Raw genomic sequence first — 17,583 nt, 5'->3', positions numbered from 1 at the left:
ATCCGTGCTAATTAGTAGTCGCAGTTGGTTTGGCAGCCGTGCTCCAATTCCGCGTCCTCGACCTGCACGGTGCTGTGGTGAATGTGAAACTCGCGTAGCAGGCCGGCCGAGAGGTTGGCGAGCCAGGCGGCATCGGCCCCGCCGGGGCGCACGAGGTGCGTCATTAGGGCGGCGTCGTGGCCGTCGCTGCTCAGGTTCCAGATGTGCAGGTCGTGCAGACTTTGCACGCCGGGCTGGGCGAGAATAAATTGCTTAACCTTCACTAAATCAATGCCTTCGGGCACGCCTTGCAGACCCAGGCGCACGGTGTCGCGCAGCAGGCCCCACGAGCCCACGGCAATCACGGCCAGCAGCAGCAGGCTCACCACGGGGTCGAGCCAGGTCCAGTGCGTGAAGTAGGTGATGGCCCCGCTCACCACCACGCCCAGGCTCACCAGCGCGTCGGTGAGCATGTGCAGGTAAGCGCCGCGCACGTTCACGTCGCCTTTTTGTCCGGCCCGGAACAGCCAGGCCGTGAAACCGTTAACCAGAATGCCCGCCCCGGCTATTCCCATTACCACTACCCCGTTAACGGGCGCGGGGTGGCGCAGGTGCTCAATGGTTTCCCAGAGAATAAAGCCCAGTGCGCCGTAGAGCAGCGCCGCGTTCAGCAACGCCGCCTGAATAGTGGCGCCCCGGTAGCCAAACGTGTAGCGCGCGGTGGCCGGCCGGGTCGCCAGCCAGGCCGCGCCCCAGGCCAGGGCCAGGGCCAGCACGTCGCTCAGGTTGTGGCCTGCATCGGAGAGCAGCGCCGCCGAATTGGCCCACAGCCCGCCGATAATCTCGGCTACTACGAAGGCCAGGTTCAGGCCAATGCCCCAGGCAAAGGCAGCGCTGAACTGCCCGCCGGGCGGCGGCGCGGCGTGCGCGTGGCCGGCGTGGGAGTGGTCGTGGTGGTCGTGGGGGGGCATGGCAAAACAGAGTTGGTTGCTCCAATAACGTAGCGGCTACGTATTTGGGTGCCTACCCCTGCGGGTGGGTTCGAGCCCCTAAGCCGGCTGGCGAACCAGCACTTCGTCAATCAGACCGTATTCTTTGGCTTCATCGGCGCGCATCCAGCGGTCGCGGTCCGAGTCGTCATGAATTTGCTGGTAGGTTTTGCCGGTGCGCTCGGCGTAGATAGTATACAGTTCGTGGCGGAGCTTCACCACCTCGCGGGCCGTAATCTCAATATCGGCCGAAGGCCCCTGCACGCCCCCGCTGGGCTGGTGAATCATCACGCGGGCGTGGGGTAGGGCCGAGCGCTTGCCCAAGGCCCCGCCCGCCAATAAAAAAGCCCCCATTGAAGCGGCCAGGCCCGTGCAAATGGTGGCTACGTCGGGCCGCACGTGCTGCATCGTGTCATAAATACCCAGCCCGGCATAGACCGAGCCGCCCGGCGAGTTAACGTACAGCAAGATGTCTTTCTGGGCGTCGGCCGATTCCAGAAACAACAACTGCGCCGTGATGATATTGCCGATGGTTTCCTCCACGGCCGTGCCCAGAAAGATAATCCGGTCCATGATGAGGCGCGAAAACACGTCAATTTCGCGAAAATTCTGCGGGCGCTCCTCAATAACCGAGCGGGTCATGTTGGTAACCAGTGGCCGGGCCACTCCAGCCAGCTGCTGCACGTATTGGTCCACGGCCAGGCCGTTAAGACCCTGGTGCTTAACGGCAAATTTGCGGAACTCCTGGTGAGTAAGCATGGGAATAAGGGAAAAAAGGTAGTAAGCAAAAGACATGACTTCGCCCGTTCGCCCGTTCAGGCGGCAGCGACACAATTCCTAAAACCAGGAAAATCAGGGGGTAGTAATGCCCAGGTGAGCGGCCAGCCGCCGAACCCAGGCCAGCCAGCGGGGCTGGCCATAGAGCTGCGCGTGCAGGGCAGTCAGCTCGCGCCGCAACTGGTGTCGGCCGGCCAGCCGCAGGCCCTGGTACAGCTGCTGCTGCGCGGCTACGTCGGCATCAAGGTCCGGGTCGAGCAGGCGGCGCAGCTGCCACTCAGCGGCGGGCAGCGCGGCCGGGCCATTGCGCAGCTGCTCTTCAAGCAGCGCTAAGCGTTCGAGGGCGGGGCGCATGGCGGGGCTAGTCGGCTTCGGCAGGGATGAGGGTGAGGGCCTGCCGCACCGAGTGGCGCAGGCGCTCCAGGCACTTGAATTTCTGCACCGTAGCCGAGCGCACGCTGCGGTAGTGGTGGGTTTCGGCGATTTGGGCCAACGGCTGCTGGAAGTAGTAGAAAGCCAACAAGATGCTTTTGCATTTCTCGCCAAGCTGCTCCACGTAGTCGAGCACGGCTACCGTTGGTTCGGCGGGGGTAGGCGGCTCGGTAGCGAGGTGCGCCAGGGTATCGGGCAGGGCCTCATGCGGGTGCCGCGCGCGGCGGCGCTGCTCGTGGTGCCACAGGTGGCGGCCAATGCCCAGCAAGTAGGTGCTGGCCGACGCCGTGAGCACCAGCGTGCCGCCCACGGCCTGCTCGTAGAGCACCACCAGCGCGTCCTGAAACACATCCTGCGCATCCTGGGCCGTGCCGCCTTGGTGGCACACGTGGCGGCGCACCAGCGGAAAAGCGCGCCGGTACAGCTGCGCCAGGGCCCGCTCGCGGTTGGCCAGCAGGTCCTGACCCAGCGTAGCCGCCGGCGAGAGTGAGGGAGAAGAAGCAAAAGCAACCATCATACTAAGTAATCCAGTTTGGGCCGAAGTATCACCCGCCTTAGACCAAAATAAAAGCCGCCGACCCTACTTCGGGCCGGCGGCTTTTCTTCGTGAGCTGAGCGCACTTACTTGAATACCAGCGGCACCACCACTTTCACGCTCAGCGTGCGGCCCAGGTTATACACGCCGCGCCGGCCGGTGGCATTGTTGGTTTCCTCGTACTTGAGGCGGCTGAGGTGACTCTGGTAGGCCACGTCGAACAGGTTATTGGCCGCGAGGTAGAGCGAGAACATGGTCCGGCCCTTGGCGTCGGCCACGTCGGTGCCTGCCCCCGCGTTAAACAAGGTATAGGCGGGGTAGCGGGCGTGGTGATGCAAGTGGGCCAGGCGGTAGGCGTGGCCGCTGCGCAGGGCCAGCAGCTCAACTCCAGATAGGACTGCCCGCACTTTTGATGCGCCCCACTAGCTAATACTTGCCCCCTGCGCCCCCGCCCCCCGATTCGCCCCCGCCCCCGGCTACCCCCTCCGAATCGGGCTGGTCGTCGTCATCACTGGAAGAGGAGGTTGAGCTGCCGGAGGACACCCCTATCCACGACCAGTCCACCGGGGTGTGGTCGCCCCGCACGAAGCGGTAGGCGCGGTGCAAAAAGTAGAGTAAAGCACTTAGCACCACCGATAAGAGGATATTAAACAGTACGCCTGCTACGTGGGTGCCAAACCAGCCGTAGGGGTACTCCTCGTGGTAGTCGCTCGCCTGCTGCGCCACTGCGGGGGCCTGCCAGCGCGCGTACTCCTGGTGGTTGAACGTGATGGTGTCCCCGGCAGCCCGGACGGCGAGCGGAGCCGGCCGCAACGGGGGTAGGGCCGGCAAAAGCCCAGTGGGCGGGGCGGGGTGGGCGGCCCGCAACAGTGGCGCGCACTCGGGGTGCCGGGCCACGGCCAGGTCGAGCGCCGTTTCGCCGGTTTTCAGGCGTAGCGTGCGGTCGGGGTGGCCGGCTAGCAGCACCGACAGCAGGTCACACTGGCCGTTGGTGGCGGCCAGCATCAGGGGCGTGTACGAGTTGTCGCGCACGTCGAGCTGAGCCCCGGCGGCCACCAGGGCGGCCACTATCTGGCGGCGGGCCTCGGCGCGGCGGGGGCTGATGGGGATAGAATCCTCGCTGGGGGCCGGATAAACCGCATCGAAGATGGGCAGGTTGTCCGCTGCCAGCGACGGATTGGCCCCGGCGGCCAGCAGCAGGCGCACGTCGGCCACGTCGAAATTATCAATGGCTTGGAGCAGCGGCGTGTACTGGCCGGGGCCGTGCGCATCGGGGGCGGCCCCCGCCGCCAAGAGCGTGCGCACGGTGTCGGGGCGGTGGGCTTCTACCAGGCTCGCCAGCATCGTGCCGTTGCCCAGGTCCTCGTTCAGCCCCACCGCCCCGGCCCGCACGTAGCTCAGATATAGGCCGGGCGACATCGCCAGCGAGTCGTTGCCCAGGTGGCGGCGCAGGTCTTCGCATTGCTGCTGGATGGCTTCCTGCTGCACCTTCGGCCGGATGTAGATGAGCGGCATCCAGACGAAATAGCCCCCCACCAGCACGCCCAGCACGCCCTGCAAAATCGAATAGCGAGGGGGAGTGGCCGGTTTGGTTACCGAAAGGCCACCTGCCCGCTGGCGGCGGCTGGAAGTCGGGGCAGGAGCCGGGGCCGCCACCACGGGCGGCTGGTGGCCCCAGAGCACGATGTAGAGATTCGCGAGCCCGCCCAACACGGCGGCCATGCCCAGCGCGGCCCCCAGCCACAAGCCATAGCGCTCCCCCGTTTCAAGGTGCGGCTGCATAATTTGGTCGGGGGGCAACACTACCTGCGCCACCGCGACCGTGGCGTGGGCGGCTAATGCGACGGTAGCCGCCAGGCAAAAGAAAACCTTGTTCATGAAAAAGCCGGTGGGGAATGGGTTCGGCAGGAGGAACGGAAGCGAGCCGTTGCCCGCAGCGGGGTAGCAGCGGCGCAGAAACAGAAATGTCCGCTAAATTTATAACGAATGCTTGGTTGGCTATGCCTCCGCACTGCTTGAAGCTCGCCTACTTAAACACCAGCGGCACCACCACTTTCACGCTCAGTGTGCGGCCCAGATTATACACGCCGCGCCGGCCGGTGGCATTGTTGGTTTCCTCGTACTTGAGGCGGCTGAGGTGACTCTGGTAGGCCACGTCGAACAGGTTATTGGCCGCGAGGTAGAGCGAGAACATGGTTCGGCCCTTGGCGTCGGCCACGTCGGTCCCTACCCCCGCGTTGAACAAGGTGTAGGCCGGGGTAGCGGTTTCGGTGTTGAAGGCGGCGAAGAAGCGGTTTTGGGCGAAGGTCTGCTCCAGCTGAAAGCGGGCATATACGTTGGTGAGGCGCTTGCCCTGGCGGCGGAAATTGCCGCGCAGCTCGCTTTGCAGGCGGTCGGCCGGGATGAAGGGCAGAAACTGCTGGCCTTCGGGCGCGTCCAGCTGGCGGGCGCGCACCATCGAAAATGAGTTTTCGAAGTGCAGCCAGTCGAGCGGGTGCGGATGAAAATCGAGCGTCACCTCGCCGCCCATCAGCCGCGCCTGGCCCTGCACGTAGTTGAACAAGCCAATGGCGGGCGGCCCCGTCGCCACCAGCGAGTCGGTGCCCGCCCGGTTCAGCACGCGCTGCTCAAAGATGTAATTGCTGATGCTGTTCTCAAACGCATCGACCGAAAAGCGCACGTGGTCCGTCACGTAGCTCACGCCGGCATCTACCTGCAGGCTGGTTTCGGCCTTTAGATTGGTGTTACCCACTTCATAGCGGATGGTGCCCTCGTGCACGCCGTTGGCCCCCAGCTCGGCAATGTTGGGTGCCCGAAAGCCCCGCGAAATATTGCCCTTCACCGTGAGGCGCTCATTGACGGCATACGACGCGCCCAGGCTGCCGCTGTAGTTATCAAACGTGCTCAGGAAGCCCGGAAACTTGGTCGCGGCACCGGGCGCGGTGGGGGGGGTAGGGCGCTCGTTGGCGTCCAGGTACAGGCTTTGGGCCGCGATGCGGCGCACGTCGTAGCGCAGCCCGCCGCTGAGGTCGAGCCCGCCAAACGACCGCCTCACCACCCCAAACACGCCGCCCTCGGTCATGTTGTAAGCCGGAATCAGGAATTCGGTGGCCAGGTTGCGGTTTTGCTGGCGCAGGCCGGTGGTGCCCACGGCCAGGTTCCAGCCCTTTAGCTCGGGCAGGTAGTAGCGCACGGCGTAGTCCACGGTGCGCAGCTGGAAATACAGCTGTGGCGTGTCGGGCGCGAGCACGTCGCCAAACTCGCGGCGCAGGTTCTGCTGGTAGTTCACTTGCAGCGTGAGCCGCCCGCCCTGGTCGCCGATAATAAAGTTATTATCGGTGCCAAAGCGCAGGTGATTGATGCGCTGGCGCGGCACGAACAGCGTGTAGCCGCCCAGCTCGCTATCGGTCACGATGCGCGATTCCACTTGGCCGCCCACCGCCACGTCGCGCACGAAGCGGCCGCTCAGGCTGTCGCGCCCGCCCTCAATCAAGCCCAGGTTTTGGTTGAAGGTGCTGAACGTGAGGTGCGAGTAGCCCCAGCTTTTGTTCAGCCCCAGGTAGCCGTTGGCATCCCACTCATTGAAGCCCGAGTTGAAAACCCGGCCGTCGTAGCGGTTTTGGTAGTCGCCGGCCACCTTGCGGGTGCCGCGCGCCAGCCAGTTCAGGCCGTTGATGTTGCCCGCGTTCTCAAAAGAATAGCCCTGCTGGTGGTTGTTGGTCTGGTAGTTGGCCGTGGCCGTGCCAATGATGCGGCCGTCGGCCACCGGGTCGGGGGCTAGGAAATTGATGACGCCCGCCATCGCGTCGGAGCCATATAACAAAGAGCCCGGCCCCTTGATAATCTCGGCCCGGTCGATGCTGAACTCGTCAATCTCGATGCCGTGCTCGTCGCCCCACTGCTGGCCCTCCTGCTTGGCCCCGTTGTTGAGAGTCACCACGCGGTTGTAGCCCAGCCCCCGCACGACGGGCTTGCTGATGGCCGCGCCGGTCGTAATCTGGCTGATGCCCGGCGTGTGGGCAATGGCGTCAATGACGTTGGTGGAAGAAGTCTGGTTGAGGCGCGTGCGGTCCACCACGGTCGTGGGCACCGGCGAGCGGCGCAGCTGCGTGGCCTGGCTCACGCCCGTGACCACCACCTGCCCGATTTCGGTGGCCGCCGGCTTCAGCGCCACGTTCAGCGGCTGGCCGTTGCCCGTGTCAATCGTCTGGCTCACGGTGTTATACCCCAGCGAAGTTATCAGCACCGTAAACCGCCCGCGCGGTAGGTTGCTGAAGCTAAAGCGGCCATCGGCGTCGGTGGCCGTGCCCTGCTTGAGGTCCGGGAACACCACATTGGCCCCCGGCAGCGGCTCGTTGGTGGTGGCATCGGTGAGACGCCCGCCAAACGCCGCCGCTTGGGCGCGGCGCGGCGGCGCCTGCGCCACCGCCGAAATGGGAAAACCCACGGTGCTGCCCAGCAGCAGCAGCAAAAAGGTACGGAACATACTACAACACAAAGAGATGGGGATGGGCAGGAGCCGCCCGGCCACGGTGGCCCAAGGGCGCGCCGCCCCGCGCCGCAGCTGCATCCGGGCCAGCGGCCAGGGCAGTTTGCATTTTCTCTAAAACCAAATCAGAGAAAAAAACGGAGCGGCCAGGCCCGCAGGCCCGTTAGCAAGCAATTGCCAATCAGTAAGTAAGCTGATAAAGCGGCGGCTATCCTGAAAAAAATAATGCGAAGCACCCGAGGGTCCTACCCCCTTGGTGGCCCGCGTAGTGCCGTGCGCCGCAGCAGCGCCGCCGGGCAGGCACGGGGCGGAGCCACGGCCAGCGCCTGGTAGCAGGGCTGCCGCCAGGGCGCGGGCACCATCACCCGCGCCGCCGCCGCGTAGGCCACGTTATAAAACTGCTCGGTGCGGCAGTGGGTGTGGCGGGGGCTGGTCAGCGCCTTACCCTGGCGACGGGCCGTGGCCACCTCGGCCGTGTGCTGGTGGGCATGCAGCGTTAGTACCCATGCCTCCGGCAGCAGCGTCCGCACCAGGCAGAGCAGCAGCAGCGTAGCGAGGTAGGGGCGAAGAACGGGCCGCAAGTCAGTAACGTGAAGTGAATCAGGGATAAAGAATACCCGCTGGTGCCGATGGTTGCATCAATTCGGCAAAGCCAGAGGCTGGTCGAGTCGAAGAAATGTCTTTTCTACTAGTGTTTCAGAAAGCAACACGTGGTTAGCGGTAAGCGCTAAAGAGCGGGCTACCCGATAGTGACTTCGCCCACCATGTCTTCGGGTTTCAGCCACTCGTCGAACTGTTCGGGCGTGACGTAGCCAAGTCGCACGGCGGTTTCCTTGAGGGTCGAGTTGTTTTTGTGAGCCGTTTGGGCAATTTCGGCGGCTTTGTAGTAGCCGATGTGCGGGTTGAGGGCCGTCACGAGCATCAGGCTGCTATCGACGTGCTTCTTGATATTGGGCAAAATGGGCGTGATGCCCACGGCGCACTTGTCGTTGAAGGCCAGGCACACGTCGCCGAGGAGGCGGGCCGAGTGCAGGAAATTGTAAATCATCATCGGCTTGAACACGTTCAGCTCGAAGTGGCCCAGCGAGCCGCCCACCGTGATGGCCACGTCGTTGCCCATCACCTGCGCCGACACCATCGTCATGGCCTCGCACTGCGTGGGGTTCACCTTGCCGGGCATGATGCTGCTCCCCGGCTCATTATCAGGAATCGAGATTTCGCCGATGCCCGCGCGCGGGCCGCTGCTGAGCATCCGCACGTCGTTGGCGATTTTCATCAGGCTCACGGCCACGGTTTTGAGCGCGCCGTGGGCCTCCACAATGGCGTCGTGGGCGGCCAGGGCCTCAAACTTGTTTTCGGCCGTGATGAAGGGCAGGCCGGTCAGCTCCGCGATGTGCCGGGCCACGTTCACGGCGTAGCCGGGCGGCGTGTTGATGCCCGTGCCCACGGCCGTGCCGCCCAGCGCCAGCTCGCTGAGGTGGGGTAGGGAATTATGGATGGCGCGCAGGCCGTGGTCGAGCTGCGAGGCATAGCCCGAAAACTCCTGGCCCAGCGTGAGCGGCGTGGCATCCATGAAGTGGGTGCGGCCAATTTTAACGATATCCTTAAACTCTACGGCTTTGGCCCGCAGCGTGTCGCGCAGCTTGGTGATGCCCGGAATCGTCAGCTCCACCAGAATCTTGTAGGCCGCGATGTGCATGGCCGTCGGGAAGGTGTCGTTGCTAGACTGCGACTTGTTCACGTCGTCGTTCGGGGCCAGAAACTTCTTCTCATAGCTCAGCAGGCCGCCGTGCAGCACGTGGCCGCGGTAGGCAATCACCTCGTTCATATTCATGTTCGACTGCGTGCCCGAGCCGGTTTGCCACACCACCAGCGGAAACTGGTCGGCCAGCTTGCCGGCCAGAATCTCGTCGGCTACCTGGCCAATGAGGGCGGCTTTGTCGGCGTCGAGCACGCCCGCGTCGCGGTTGGTGAGGGCGGCGGCTTTCTTGAGGTAGGCGAAGGCTTTGATGATTTCCTTCGGCATCTTGTTGATATCCTGCGCAATCGGAAAATTCTCGATGCTGCGCTGGGTTTGGGCGCCCCAATAGGCGTCGGCGGGCACTTGCACCTGGCCCATCGTGTCTTTTTCGGTGCGGAACTGGCTCATTTGGGTGAGATAGTGAGGTGGTGAATTGGGGAGAAGGCCGGGCGGCAAGGCCCGGCGGCACGCGCAAAAGTACAGCGCCTACCCCTGCTCCGGCAGCCATTGCTATCCCAGCTGCGTAAGCACAGCTCACTAGTTCACCACTTCACTATCTCACCTCCTAATGAGCCAGCCTACCCCCGACCCCCACACCGAACCGCCCGTGCCCGTGCAGGGCGACGGCGTGCCCGACTACGAAAACGTCGAAATCAAGACCGAAACCGACCTGCCTACCCCCACTAAGCCCGGCGGCAGCGCCACCGAGCCCGAGAGCGGCGGCGGCTATAGCGGCTAAGTTTTCACCGCGGAAGCCGCGGAGGGCTTTCGCGGAAGTCGCGGAGGTCGTTCTTCCGCGGCTTCCGCGAAAGCCCTCCGCGGCTTCCGCGGTGAAAACCCCGATTAGTGCGTTTCTTTAGCAGAAAAATAATACTCATGCTGAAACGCTACCCCTTGCTGTTGGCCGCTAGCCTGCTAGCCCGCACTGCCACCGCCCAACCAAGCCCGCAGCCGCTGCTGGGCTTCGCGCCCGCCACGGCCGCCACCGAGTACCAGCTCGAAACCAGGTTCGACGCCCAGCTCAGGGCCGACGAGCTGCGGCAGTGGATGAAGCGCCTTTCGGCCCACCCGCACCATGTGGGCTCGCCCTATGACAAGGACAACGCGGAATTCATGGCCGGCCTGTTCAAAAGCTGGGGCTACGCCACGCGCATCGACGTGTCGTACGTGCTTTTCCCCACGCCCAAGCTGCGCAAGCTGGAGCTGGTGGCACCTACCTCCTTCACCGCCGGCCTCACCGAAAAGCCGGTGGCTGAGGACGCTACCTCGGGCCAGACCAGCGAGCAGCTGCCCACCTACAACGCCTACTCGAAGGACGGCGACGTGACGGCCGAGCTGGTGTTCGTGAACTACGGCATCCCGAAAGACTACGAGGAATTGGCCCGCCGGGGCATCGACGTGACGGGTAAAATCGTGATTGCCAAGTACGGCGGCTCGTGGCGCGGCATCAAGCCCAAGGTGGCCGCCGAGATGGGGGCCATCGGCTGCCTCATCTATTCTGACCCCAAAGACGACGGCTACGCCCAGGGCGACGTGTATCCCAAAGGCCCTTTCAAGCCCGAAACCGGCGCTCAGCGCGGCTCGGTGCTCGACATGCCCACCTACCCCGGCGACCCGCTCACGCCGGGCTACGGCTCGACCAAAAACGCCAAGCGCCTCGACTACCACCACGCGCCCACTATCACGCAGATACCGGTGCTGCCCATCTCGTACGGCGACGCCCTACCCCTGCTCGCGGCACTGGCCGGGCCGATGGCCCCCGAAGCCTGGCGCGGGGCGCTGCCCATCCCGTACCACCTCGGGCCGGGGCCGGCCAAAGTGCATTTGCAGCTGGAATTTAACTGGAAAACCGAGCCCGTGTACAACGTCATCGCCACGCTGCGGGGTAGGGAGCTGCCCGACGAGTGGGTGTTGCGCGGCAACCACCACGACGCCTGGGTGAACGGGGCCAACGACCCGCTCAGCGGCCTGGTGGCCGAGCTGGCCGAGGCCCGCGCCATCGGCGAGCTGGTGAAAACCGGCTGGCGGCCCCGCCGCACGCTCATGTTCTGCGCCTGGGACGGCGAGGAGCCCGGCCTGCTGGGCTCCACGGAGTGGGCCGAAACCAACGCCCAGGCCATCCAGCAGCACGTGGTGGCGTATTTGAACACCGACAACAGCGACCGGGGCTTTCTGCACGTGGCGGGTTCGCACACGCTCGAAAAGTTCTTCAACCAGGTGGCCCGCGACGTGCCCGACCCCGAAAAGCCGCTGTCCATCCTGGAGCGGCGGCGGGCGTTTGATTTGGTGATGGGCACGCCCGAGGTGCAGAAAGATGCCCGCGAGCGGCCCGACCTGCGCATTGGCGCGCTGGGCGCGGGCTCCGACTACTCGCCCTACCTCCAGCATTTAGGTATTCCGTCGATGAACGTGGGCTTCGGCGGCGAAGGCGAGGGCGGCGAGTACCATTCGATTTACGACTCGTTTGATGATTTCACGCGCTTCAAGGACCCCACGTTTGCCTACGGCGTGGCCCTGGCCCAGACGATGGGCCGCTGCGAATTGCGCCTGGTCGATGCCGACGTGCTGCCCTTCGAGTTTCAGGATTTCTCCAACACCGTGGCCAAATACGGCACCGAGGTGAAGAAGCTGGCCGATGACATGCGCACCGAAACCGCCCGGCAAACCACGCTGCTGGCCGAAAACCGCTACGAGGCCGTGTCGAATCCCAGCCAGCCCACCCTACCCCCCAAAGCCCAGGCGGCGGTGCCCCAGCTCAACTTCGCGCCCCTCGATGCCGCCTTGCAAAAGCTGGCCCAGAGCGCCCAGGCCTACGAGCAGGCCCGCCAAAACCCCTTGCCCGCCGACCGCCAAAAAGCCCTCGACCAGCTCCTGTATCAGGCTGAGCAGCAATTATTAAGCAAAGAAGGCCTGCCGCGCCGGCCCTGGTACCGGCACCAGCTCTACGCGCCCGGCTTCTACACCGGCTACGGCGTGAAAACGATGCCCGGCATCCGCGAGGCAGTGGAGGAGCGCAAATGGGCCGAGGCCGACGAGCAGATACAGCGCACCGCCGCCGCCATCGACCGCTTTGCCGGGCAGGTGAAACAGGCGGCGGCGGTGGCTACGCCCAAGGCGCTGTGAGCCGGGCGTTTTTTTGTAATTCCCTACCCCCTCGTTTTTTCGTGAACTGTCTGATGACCAATTTTTTCTCTCTGCGCCAGTTGGCGCTCACGCTGCTCGGCGGCGCGCTGCTGGCCGGCTGCGGCCAAACGCAAACCCCCGCTACCGCCGAAGCCCCGGCCTCGCCCACGAGTATGCCGGCCAACTACTTTCCGGCCGTGGAAAGCGGGGTGAAAACCGGCGGCGTGCAGGTCATTCCCATCACCACCCCCAAGGGGAAATTCAACGTCTGGACCAAGAAGTTCGGCAACAACCCCAAGATTAAAGTGCTGCTGCTCAACGGTGGGCCGGGGGCCACGCACGAGTATTTTGAGTGCATGGAGAGCTTTTTGCCGCAGCAGGGCATCGAGTTTATCTACTACGACCAGCTTGGCTGCGGCAACTCCGACAACCCCCACGACACCAGCATGTGGAGCCTGCCGCGCTACGTGGAGGAGGTGGAGCAGGTGCGCCAGGCCTTGCATCTGAACAAGGATAACTTTTACCTGCTGGGCCACAGCTGGGGCGGCATCCTGGCGGCCGAGTACGCGTTCAAATACCAGAAAAACCTCAAGGGCCTCATCATCAGCAATATGATGATGAGCTGCCCCGCCTACGGCAAATACGCCGACGAGGTGCTGGCTAAGCAGCTGAAGCCCGAAGTGCTCAAGGAAATCCGGCAGATTGAGGCCAAAAAGGACTTCAGCAACCCGCGCTACATGGGCCTGCTGGAACCCAATTTCTACGCCCAGCACCTGTGCCGCATCGTGCCCAATCCCGAGCCCGTGACCCGCGCCATGAGCAAGATTAACCAGTCGCTCTACGTGACTATGCAGGGCCCCAGCGAGTTCGGTATTTCGGGCAAGCTCACCCATTGGGACCGCACCAAAGACCTGCCCAAGCTCACGATTCCCTTCCTCAGCATCGGCGGCAAATACGACACGATGGACCCGGCGCACATGGCCTGGATTGCCACCCAGGTCAAGCAGGGCGCTTCGCTCATCTGCCCCCAGGGCAGCCACATGGCCATGTACGACGACCAGCCGACCTACATGGCCGGCCTCACCAAGTTCCTGAAAACGGTGAATGACGGCTCCTTCAAAGCCGGCATGAAGATGTGAAAATCCAGTAGCCCGTCATTCCGCCAGAACGTCATTCCGAGCTTGCCGAGGAATCTCGCTCGCATCGTTGAGCGATACCCGAACGATGCGCGCGAGATTCCTCGGCAAGCTCGGAATGACGTTCTGGCGGGATGACGGGCTAGCGGAATGACGTGCTAAGCTCCTTTCTACTCAAACTCTACCGGCACGTCAATCGTCTGGGCCGCGCGCCGGCCGCCGCTGATGCCGGGCATCCAGGCCGGCCCTTCCCGCAGCAGGCGGATGGCCTCGGCGTCGTAGTCGGCGCGCAGCTTGCGCACGGCTTCGGCCTGCTCCACTTTGCCATCGGCCCCGATGCGCAGGCGCACCAGCACGCGGCCGGTGCGGCGCGGCCCGTCCTGGGTGTCGGGCTCAAACTCGGCCGCCTCTTTCTTCAAATACTCGCGCAGGGCCACGTAGCCCCCCGTGGGCGCGGCCGCCAGCGCCGGGGGGGGCGGCATGGCCGCCCGCATCCGCGCGGTAGCTTCACTGGCCGGGCTAGGGGGGGTAGGGACTACCGCTACTTCCGAAAGCGACTTTGTTGCTGAGTCGGCAGTAGCGACTGCTGGTGCGGCAGCAGTTGCAACCGCTTGGCTAGCAGCGGGCAAAGAGGCATTCGGATGGCCCGTGGCCACCCGGCCCGCCGCCACGGGCGCGGCAGTCGCGTGCCGCTTCGGGAGCGTGGTGGCGGCTATCGTGGCGGGGCGCGCCATAGCGACTGGCGGCACCGAGGCCACTTCGGCGGCGGGGATGGGGGCGTTGGCCGGGGCCGGGGGGGTAGGGGCCGGCGCGGGGCGGGGTGCCACGCGGGCCACGGGTGGCGCGGGGTGCTGCCGCTGCTGCCACGCCCACCAGCCCGCCGCCAGCATGGCCAGCAGCAGGGCCGCCGCCGTGGCTAACTGCGGCGCCAGCCAGTGGTGCCGCCGGGGCCGCTGGGCCAGCCGCGCCGGGGCCGCCTGCTGCTGCACGCGCTGCCGCAGCCGCTGCTGCAACTGGGCCAGGGCCTGGTCGGTGGTGGTGGGCGGCGTTTGCAACAGTCCCTCCAGAATGTCGGCGCAGCGGGCGCAGGCCAGCGTGTGAGCTTCCACGCGGTGCTGGGCAGCCGGGGCCAGCGTGCCCGCCGCATACTGGCGCAGCAGCGCCACCGGCAGGTGCGGGCCGGCCGGGGCAGTGGCGTTCAGCAGCGGGTTGGTGGGCAGCATGTTATAGAATTAAAGATTGGGAGCTGATGGGTGGCAAAAGGGGTAGGAAGACAGGAAAGCTGTTCGGGAAATAAAAAAAGTCACTCGCCCGTCATTCCGAGCTTGCCGAGGAATCTCGCCCGCACTGTTGAACGATATCCGAACGATGCGCGCGAGATTCCTCGGCAAGCTCGGAATGACGAACGGGTGATTTCCCAAATAGCTTCCTTAACCATGATTCCTCATTCTTCATTCTTCATTCTCAGTTCCTTGCCCAAGCCGCGCTTGAGCGTGCGGCGGCCGTTCTGGAGGTGGCTTTTCACGAGGTTGAGGGGCAGGCCGGTGGCGGCCACTATTTCCTGATACGATTTTTCTTCCTGATAAAACAGCTCCAGGCAGCGGCGCTGCTCGGGCGGCAGCTGCATCATGGCCGACTCCAAAGCTTGCAGGTCGGCCTCGTGCTGCTGAGCTGCTTCGGCCTCGGTGCCGGCATCGGGCAGATGCCGCGCGGCCGCGTTTTCCACATCGATTGCCTCGGGCATGAGCACCAGCGGGCCGCCGCTGGCCGTGCCGCGCTGCCGCGCCCGCAGCTCCATGAGGCAAAAATTGCGGGCCGTGGTGTAGAGCCAGGCCGGAAAATTGTCGGGCGCGTGGCTGCGCAGCTTCCCCACCAATTGCTCAAAGAGCTGCATGGCAGCATCTTGCGCGTCTTCGTCGGGCGGGGCCAGGTAGCGGCGGCACACGGCAAACACCTCCGGCAGGTGCCGCTCATAGAGCACGCCCAGCGCGGCCACGTCGCCGCCCTGGCGGTAGCGCGCCAGCACTTCCTGGTCGGAGAGCACGGCGGCAGGAACGGCGGAAGCATGGCGGCGAAATAACACGGCAGCAAAATACGCCCGCCCCGCCCGAACCTGGTTTCGCCCGGCTGCATGTTGACAGGAAAAAGGCAAGCGCCCCGTTCGGGTTTTCCGGCGGGGCTTTCTCCTTGCTGATGGCCTTGATGGGTGTATCTGCTGTTACGTACGGCGTATCGCCCTCCGCGTAACAGCAGGCACTTACTGCGCTACTTAGCGTTAGAATACGTCTTGTGCTGCGGCCCTACTCCCGTTATTCTGACCGATTGCCAGCCGGTGGGCAACGCAGTTTTGCGCTGCGTGATGCCGGTGGGCGTGATGTCGAGGCCGCCAAAACCCATAAGCACGGCCTGCAGCACGCCGCCCGCGCCCGTGGCGAAGTAGGGGTTGGTGCCGCCCTTGGTCTCGGCGATGACGCGGAAGGGGGGCAGGAGATTGGGCAGGTAGGCATCCTGGAAAAAATGCTGGGCCTTGGCCCCGTCGCCGAGGCGCGCGTAGAGCAGCGCGAAGATGGCCTGCGTCATGGCCGGCGTGCCCTCATTGGGCACGCGCGCCGAGTAATATTCCAGGTCTTTGCGGATTTGGGCGGGGGTAGTGATAACGTTGAGCGGGAAGGCCAGCAGGTTCACGTCGCCCTGCTTGATGCCCTCGCCGTGGTAGGTGGCGTGCTCCTGGGTTACGCCGTCGGGCATCTTTAGAAGCGGGATGTTGCGGGCCACGAGCAGCCAGTCGGGGTTGGCGGGCAGGCCCAGGAGCCGGGCGGCAGCGGTGGCATTTTGCAAATTAACCTGGGCGGCGGCGTTGGTAAAAGCGTCATTGTCTACGTTTTCGGCCCACTCGTCGGCGGCTACCACATTCTTGATGTCGTAGTGGCCGGGGCCGTTGCGCTCGACGCGGCTGGTCCAGAAGTCGGCGGTGGCCGAGAGGATGGGCCAGCCCTTCTCGCGCAGCCAGGCCTTGTCCTGCGTCACGGAGTAGTACTGCCAGGCGGCCAGCGCCACATCGGCCGTGATGTGGTGCTCGAACGGCCCGCTGAGCGCCCACACCGGCGTTTCCTCCACGCCCGAATCGGCGCTTTCCCAGGGATACATGGCCCCCTGGTAGCCGTGGGCAAAGGCATTGCGCCGGGCCAGGTCGAGGCGGCGGAAGCGGTATTCGACCAGTGATTTCGCGATTTCGGGGTGCATCACCAGCAGGGCCGGGAACATCCACAGGTCGGCATCCCAGAACACGTGGCCGTTGTAGCCCAGGCCCGAGAGGCCCATCGGCGAGGGCGAATAGTCGGTGCCGGCCCGCGAAAAGCTGTAGAGATGATACAGCATGGAATGGATATCCTGCTGGGCCTGCGCATCGCCGGTCACCTCAATGTCGCTCTGCCACAGCTCTTTCCAGGCTTTGGCGTGGAAATCGAGCAGGCGCTGGCGGCCTTCGAGGCGGGCGAAGATGGTGAGGCGCTCGGCCTCGTTGAGCGGGTCGGGGTGCTGGGCCGACGTGATGCTGGAGCCCACCACGGCGTAGGCGTAGGTCTGGCCGGCCTTCAGCGCCTTGCTGAATTTCATCAGGTGCATATTGTTGTCCCACATCTCATGAATGATGCGGGGTTCCTGGCCGTGCGGCTCCTCAAATAAAAAGCTGGTGCTGGCGCACAGCAGCAACTTGCCGGTGGGGCTTTTGGCCGACGACGTGAGCAGGCTAAGCGTGGCGTGCGGCCGGTCGATTTCGTTGTAGTAGTTCTGCACGTCGCGCAGGGCGTCGGGGGCATCCATGACGCTGGCGGCGGTGAGGGCCACGTCCTTTTTGGCCACGATGCGCACGTCGAGCAGCACCGAGAACGGCAGCTGGCGCAGGGCGTAGTACGTGTAGCTGATGGTGGCCTTGTCCTGGTAGTCGAAAGTGGTGGTGAAGGCCGCGCGCCGCATGTCCAGCTCCTGGCGGAAGTTGCTGGCATCCTGCGCATTGAGGCGATGGCCGTCCACCTCCAGGTACATATCGAGCAGGTTGAAGCTATTGAGAAAATTGCTGACCCTACCCCGCCCGTACTGGTCGTAGGCCCCGGCCAGCACCACGTTCTTCAATTGAAAAGGCACCGGCGACGACACCAGGCCAATCATGCCATTGGCCACGGTCACGCCGTAGTAGTTGGCGGGGTCAATTTTGTCGGCGCTGATGTGCCAGGGGTCGGGCGCGGTTTGGGCGGCGAGGGGCAGCCGGGCGGCCAGCAGCAACAGGCCGCAGAGGCCCGCGAGCAAGCGGGAGCAGGTGGGAAAGGACATGCGAGAATAAGGTAAAGCGCGGCGTGGGCCGGCTGCTGACCAGCGGGCGCTCC

14 protein-coding genes are annotated in these 17,583 nt (G+C 64.5%); 2 read left to right on the top strand and 12 right to left on the bottom strand.

Translation table 11 applies throughout. The annotated features are described in order from the left end of the window. Positions 1-11 precede the first annotated feature (11 nt). From A0257_12740 to fumC, 9 genes are all read right to left on the bottom strand, one after another. Positions 12-950 (bottom strand): hypothetical protein, encoded by a 939-nt coding sequence (locus A0257_12740; protein ID AMR27869.1) that lies wholly within the window; start codon positions 948-950, stop codon positions 12-14. Between the two features lie 78 nt (positions 951-1,028). Then, positions 1,029-1,727 (bottom strand): ATP-dependent Clp protease proteolytic subunit, encoded by a 699-nt coding sequence (locus tag A0257_12735; protein ID AMR27868.1) that lies wholly within the window; start codon positions 1,725-1,727, stop codon positions 1,029-1,031. Between the two features lie 93 nt (positions 1,728-1,820). Beyond that, entirely contained in the window at positions 1,821-2,099 is a 279-nt protein-coding gene (locus A0257_12730) for a hypothetical protein (protein AMR27867.1), read from the bottom strand. Positions 2,100-2,106: 7 nt separating this feature from the next. Then, positions 2,107-2,691 carry a hypothetical protein gene (locus A0257_12725; protein AMR27866.1) on the bottom strand — a complete coding sequence of 195 codons (585 nt, stop codon included), beginning with the start codon at positions 2,689-2,691 and terminating at the stop codon, positions 2,107-2,109. 107 nt (positions 2,692-2,798) lie between these two features. Beyond that, positions 2,799-3,119 (bottom strand): hypothetical protein, encoded by a 321-nt coding sequence (locus A0257_12720; GenBank protein AMR27865.1) that lies wholly within the window; start codon positions 3,117-3,119, stop codon positions 2,799-2,801. A 19-nt stretch (positions 3,120-3,138) separates the two neighbouring features. Then, complete coding sequence (locus tag A0257_12715) at positions 3,139-4,590, bottom strand: hypothetical protein (GenBank protein AMR27864.1); 1,452 nt, start codon at positions 4,588-4,590, stop codon at positions 3,139-3,141. Positions 4,591-4,738: 148 nt separating this feature from the next. Continuing rightward, positions 4,739-7,198 (bottom strand): energy transducer TonB, encoded by a 2,460-nt coding sequence (locus tag A0257_12710; GenBank protein AMR27863.1) that lies wholly within the window; start codon positions 7,196-7,198, stop codon positions 4,739-4,741. A gap of 248 nt (positions 7,199-7,446) precedes the next feature. Continuing rightward, complete coding sequence (locus A0257_12705) at positions 7,447-7,782, bottom strand: hypothetical protein (GenBank protein ID AMR27862.1); 336 nt, start codon at positions 7,780-7,782, stop codon at positions 7,447-7,449. 158 nt (positions 7,783-7,940) lie between these two features. After that, on the bottom strand, positions 7,941-9,350 hold the full coding sequence (fumC, locus tag A0257_12700) for a class II fumarate hydratase (GenBank protein AMR27861.1): 1,410 nt from the start codon (positions 9,348-9,350) through the stop codon (positions 7,941-7,943). 468 nt (positions 9,351-9,818) lie between these two features. Between fumC and A0257_12695 the strand changes: the two genes are divergently transcribed. Both A0257_12695 and A0257_12690 read left to right on the top strand, forming a co-directional pair. Continuing rightward, positions 9,819-12,065 carry a folate hydrolase gene (locus A0257_12695; protein AMR27860.1) on the top strand — a complete coding sequence of 749 codons (2,247 nt, stop codon included), beginning with the start codon at positions 9,819-9,821 and terminating at the stop codon, positions 12,063-12,065. 107 nt (positions 12,066-12,172) lie between these two features. Then, on the top strand, positions 12,173-13,204 hold the full coding sequence (locus A0257_12690; protein ID AMR29749.1) for a proline iminopeptidase: 1,032 nt from the start codon (positions 12,173-12,175) through the stop codon (positions 13,202-13,204). Between the two features lie 167 nt (positions 13,205-13,371). On the opposite strand, the gene A0257_12685 is transcribed toward A0257_12690, so the two are convergent. The 3 genes from A0257_12685 to A0257_12675 form a co-directional block, all read right to left on the bottom strand. Next, a complete protein-coding gene (locus tag A0257_12685; GenBank protein ID AMR27859.1) occupies positions 13,372-14,424 on the bottom strand; it encodes a hypothetical protein in 1,053 nt (350 codons plus the stop codon). A 221-nt stretch (positions 14,425-14,645) separates the two neighbouring features. Beyond that, the gene (locus A0257_12680; GenBank protein AMR27858.1) at positions 14,646-15,245 is read right to left on the bottom strand and encodes a hypothetical protein; all 600 of its coding nucleotides are present in this window, start codon (positions 15,243-15,245) and stop codon (positions 14,646-14,648) included. Between the two features lie 221 nt (positions 15,246-15,466). Beyond that, positions 15,467-17,506, bottom strand: a complete 2,040-nt coding sequence (locus A0257_12675) for a glycosyl hydrolase family 65 (protein AMR29748.1) — start codon at positions 17,504-17,506, stop codon at positions 15,467-15,469. Positions 17,507-17,583 lie beyond the last annotated feature (77 nt).

Source organism: Hymenobacter psoromatis (assembly GCA_001596155.1).
Classification (GTDB): domain Bacteria; phylum Bacteroidota; class Bacteroidia; order Cytophagales; family Hymenobacteraceae; genus Hymenobacter.
The sequence above is the reverse complement of the archived record's forward strand: the minus strand, read 5'-3'. Positions and strand labels throughout refer to the sequence as shown.